The following is a 4,392-nucleotide window of genomic DNA, read 5'->3' as shown; positions in this document are numbered from 1 at the left end:
CCCTGGGACCAGACCGGCCGCACCAACAAGCTGCCTTTGCCGCAATGGGCCGCCTGGGGCGTCACCAACCCGGACGGCACGCCGCTCATCGACAACGGCCTCAAGGCCGGACTCGCGCTGCCGATGGGCCGCAAGGGACCGGCCTTCCTCACCTCCGACAATTTCGACGTCTATCTCGAATGGAACCAGTCATTCACCTACGCGCTGACCGCGGCCAACCTTGCCGCCCGGCTGGCGGGCGCCCCACAACTCGATCCACGCGATCCCGAACCCGGCCTCAGCGGCGATCAGATGAAGGCGCTGCAGACGAAGCTCGAAGCCAAAGGCTACGATGTCGGCACAGTCGACGGCATCCTCGGCACCAACACCCGCGAGGCAATCCGCAAGGAACAGATGCGGCTTGGCCTCCCGGTGGACGGTTGGCCCACGCCGGAGCTTTTGGCGAGGCTGTAGTCGTTGGCGCGAGCACGTTGAAAGCAATGTATGAGCGGCTTCGACCCAAAGAACGGCTACACGCCGATTACCGCGTCTCCGAAACCGTGGGCTGACATCGAGGCATTCTACGCTTCACTTATCCAAGAATCGTTCGATCAAAAGCCTTTGGTCAATCTCATTCGCCACATCCGTTCTGCCTATGCGGAGGGCAGATTCCACGCCTTCACTTCGATGCACACGTTGGTCATCAGCGTGAACAATCCCATTGAATTCAACCGCGAAAACCTGCGCGTTGACTATCTCCCCGACCGTCGTGAGTGGGAGTTCACCTACTTTTCAAAGCCCTTCAAGGCGGCCGAATTCAGCAGACGCTATCCTGCGCCACTGGGCATCGAGAAATTTGACAATTTCGTAAGAATGATCGGCTGGTAGGCCATCTCCAACGGATTTCAATCCGCCATCGTCTCCAAACTCGCGAAACCCTGCGGCGCATCGCCCTCGTCGAACGGTGTCGTCACCTCGACGAAAGTGTCGGGGAAGAAGCCGTTGAAGCGGGTCCGCAGCGACAATGAGTAAGCCCCGATATGGCCGATCTCGATCCAGTCGCCGGTGTCGACCGTTTCCGGCAGCCAGAATGGTCTGGACAGGATGTCGACGGAATCGCAGGTCGCGCCGCAGACCTTGAACGGCACGATGTTCTTCTCTTCGCCGTTGCGCGAACGGATCGCCGGATCCGGGATGAAGCGCGCCGGCAGCGTGATCTTGCCCGTCCATGAATCCGACAACGATGCCCAGATACCGTCATTGATGTAGAGCCGCTTGCCCTTGCGCAAGAGCACGCGCACGATCAGCGACAGGCAGCGCGCAACGATCACCCGTCCGGGCTCCGCCACCAGCGGCACCTGGTCGAACTGGTATTCCTTGATGTCGCCCGACAGCCGCGACATGATCTGGCCGAGCGATGGCATTTCGACCTGCTTGCGGTTGGGATCATGGCCATACTCGGCCGGAAAGCCGCCACCTACATCGAGCCCGGCAATGTCGAAGGTCAGTCGGTTGCGCACCCAGTCTGCCGAGGCCAGCGCCCGCTCATAGGTGTCCGGGTCCTCGATCTGGCTGCCGACATGGAAGCAGAGCCCGACCTTGTAGCCGGTGCGGTTGAGCCGCTCGGCGAGTTCCACCGCATTGGCCGGCCCGGCGCCGAACTTCTTCGACAGTTCGTAGGCGGCCGATCCCTTTGTCTGGATGCGCACAAAGACAGTGATGGCGCCAGGATCGATGTCGAGCGCCCGCACCACCCTGGTCAGCTTGGTGATCTCGTCCTCATGGTCGAGCGAGATGACGCGGATGCCGTATTTCTCCAGCGCCAGCTTGATGTCGGACTGCGCTTTGATCGGATGCATGTAGAGCATCTCGGCATCGGGGGAGACGGCGCGCACGGCGGCGAACTCGCCGGGCGAAGCGACGTCGAAAGCGGTGACGCCAGCCTCGGCCAGCGCCTTCAGCACGATCTGCTCGCCATTGGTCTTGACCGCATAGGCCGTCTTGCCGGGAAACATGCCCATGAACTGCAGGGCGTCGGCCCTCAGCACCTGCGGGCGAAAACAATAGACCGGATCGTCCGGACGAAGCGCCAGCGCCGCCTCGCGGGCATTCTCGAATCGCTGCATGGACGAATCCCTCAAACTAGGCTGCGCACAATTAATCCAAGCTAGCGGCCAAAGAAAACAATTCTGTGTCTCGGCCTGTTACGGCTGCTGAGCTAAGCCGGTTGTGGGAAGAGCTAGGCCAGCCGCCAGGTTTCGGGTGGCGCTTGCTTCGGAACCGCATATGGCTTGAACAGGACATTCGACAGGATTGGCATTCCGACGGTCCGGGAGGGCAAGCATATGGCAACAGCAGCAGCCACCGCCACGGCTCGCGGCCCGATGACGCTTGCCGATTGGGGACAGCTGCTTTTGCTCGGCGCGATCTGGGGCGGGTCGTTCTTCTTCGCCCGCATCGCCGTCTCGGAACTTTCGCCCCTGGTGCTGGTGCTGTTTCGTGTCGCCATCGCGGCGGCAGCGCTCCAGCTCTATCTGGCGGTGCGCGGCCCTTCCTTCCGCCTCGCCCTCCCGCACGCAGGCCTGTTATTCCTGCTGGCGCTTGCCAACAATGTCGTCCCTTTCCCGCTGATCTTCGCCGGCCAGACAGAACTTGGCGCCGGTATCGCCTCGGTGCTCAACGCCACCACGCCGTTCTGGACCCTGGTCCTCGCCAATGCGCTGACATCTGACGAGAAACTGTCCTGGAACAAGCTTGCCGGCATTGCGCTCGGCATCGCCGGCACGGCGGTGATGATCGGTCCCGGCCTGCTTGCCGGGCTCGGCGGTCCGGTCTGGGCGAAATTCGCGCTGATCGGCGCCTCGCTGTCCTACGCCATCGCGCTGATGATCGCCCGCCGCTTCAAGGGCCTGCCCTCGCCGGTCATCGCCACCGGACAATTGACCGCCTCGACCATCATCATGATCCCGGTCGTGCTCCTCGCCCATGGTCCTGCCGGTTTGTTTGCGGCCTCGCCACCTGTCTGGGCGGCGGTGCTGGGGCTGGCGCTGCTCTCCACCGCCTTCGCCTACATTCTCTATTTCAACCTTGTCGCCTCGGCCGGCGCCACCAACGCCTCGCTGGTCACGCTCATCGTACCGGTTAGCGCCATGCTGCTCGGTTTCCTGTTCCTGGGAGAGCGGCTCGAGCTGTTCGAAATGGGCGGCATGGCATTGATCGGGCTGGGCCTCGTCACCATCGATGGGCGCTTGTTCGGCCAACGCTGACGCTCGTTGTTCGCCGGACGCAAGGCCGATCTAGATCCTTTGATTGACTTCCGCATCGCGCATTTCAAATCGGATGTCGATGCGGCAAGGCCGTCCGAGTCAACCCTGGTAGCGCTGCCATGCCCAGCTTCCGCCGCAGCCCCGCCACAATTTATTCACAAGCCCTAAGCCGACTTTTGCCGAAGAGTTTCAATGCCTAACGGCAAAAGCTAGGTCGCAAATTCCACAATCACGTCGCATTGCAGCACATTTTCCGCTTGCCTGTGGCACAAATGACCCTAGACTCCTGCCATAGCTCTTAAGAGGAGGCTATGACATGGGACTGACGAGGCCAATCAACGCATTGATGATTTGTGCAGCGTTTGCATTCATCGGCGCCCTAATCATAGGCGTTCTTCCGTAACCGCCAGAGCGGAAGAAAACAGCAGCTGACAGTCAATTCATTTCGAAAGGCCGGGTTTCACCCGGCCTTTTGCATTTCATGTCACGACGACAGCTCAGGCCGCGGCCGAGCCCGCCGCTTCCGCTTCATGCGAGCGGATGCCGATCATGTGGCAGATGGCAAAGACCAGGTCGGCGCGGTTCATTGTGTAGAAATGGAAGTCGCTGACGCCGCGTTCGACCAGGTCCAGCACCTGCTCGGCCGCCACGGCGGAGGCCACCAGCGCATGCGTCTGCGGGTCGTTCTGCAATCCCTCGAAGCGTTCGGCCAGCCACGCCGGCACCAGCGCGCCGCAGCGCGCCGAGAAATTGGCGACCTGGGTGAAATTGTGCACCGGCAGGATGCCCGGCACGATCGGAATATAGATGCCTGCCCGCCGCGCCCGCTCGACATAGCGCTCGTAGAGATCGTTGTCGAAGAAGAACTGGGTGATGGCGCGGGTCGCGCCATTGTCGGCCTTGCGCTTCAGCATGTCGAAGTCGGTGGCGAAGTCGGGGCTTTCCGGATGCTTTTCCGGGTAGGCGGAGACCGAGATGTCGAAATCGCCGGCGCTCTTCATCGCGCCGACCAGCTCCGCGCCATTGGCATAGCCGTCCGGATGCGGCCTGTAGGCGGTGCCGACGCCAGCGGCCGGATCGCCGCGGAGCGCGACGAAGCGGGTGACGCCCATGTCGGCGAATTCGCGCACCACGGCGTCGACCTGAT

The 4,392-nt window shown here is 62.0% G+C and carries 5 protein-coding genes; 3 read left to right on the top strand and 2 right to left on the bottom strand.

Going from position 1 to position 4,392, the window contains the following annotated elements:
- Both EN742_RS25870 and EN742_RS25865 read left to right on the top strand, forming a co-directional pair.
- On the top strand, nucleotides 1-453 hold a 453-nt coding region (locus EN742_RS25870), incomplete at its 5' end, for a peptidoglycan-binding protein (RefSeq protein ID WP_189375596.1).
- Nucleotides 454-483: 30 nt separating this feature from the next.
- The gene (locus EN742_RS25865; RefSeq protein ID WP_127405427.1) at nucleotides 484-867 is read left to right on the top strand and encodes a hypothetical protein; all 384 of its coding nucleotides are present in this window, start codon (nucleotides 484-486) and stop codon (nucleotides 865-867) included.
- Between the two features lie 17 nt (nucleotides 868-884).
- On the opposite strand, the gene EN742_RS25860 is transcribed toward EN742_RS25865, so the two are convergent.
- On the bottom strand, nucleotides 885-2,105 hold the full coding sequence (locus EN742_RS25860) for an alanine racemase (RefSeq protein WP_127405428.1): 1,221 nt from the start codon (nucleotides 2,103-2,105) through the stop codon (nucleotides 885-887).
- Between the two features lie 219 nt (nucleotides 2,106-2,324).
- Between EN742_RS25860 and EN742_RS25855 the strand changes: the two genes are divergently transcribed.
- Nucleotides 2,325-3,245 carry a DMT family transporter gene (locus tag EN742_RS25855; protein WP_127405429.1) on the top strand — a complete coding sequence of 307 codons (921 nt, stop codon included), beginning with the start codon at nucleotides 2,325-2,327 and terminating at the stop codon, nucleotides 3,243-3,245.
- Between the two features lie 497 nt (nucleotides 3,246-3,742).
- Here the strand turns inward: EN742_RS25855 and EN742_RS25850 are convergent.
- Nucleotides 3,743-4,392, bottom strand: a 650-nt coding sequence (locus tag EN742_RS25850; protein ID WP_128333433.1) for a methylenetetrahydrofolate reductase, incomplete at its 5' end; no start/stop codon positions are given.

It is taken from the genome of Mesorhizobium sp. M4A.F.Ca.ET.020.02.1.1, assembly GCF_004022645.1.
In the GTDB taxonomy this organism is placed as follows: domain Bacteria; phylum Pseudomonadota; class Alphaproteobacteria; order Rhizobiales; family Rhizobiaceae; genus Mesorhizobium.
Note: the sequence above shows the minus strand (reverse complement) of the source record. Positions and strands in the feature narration are given on the sequence as shown.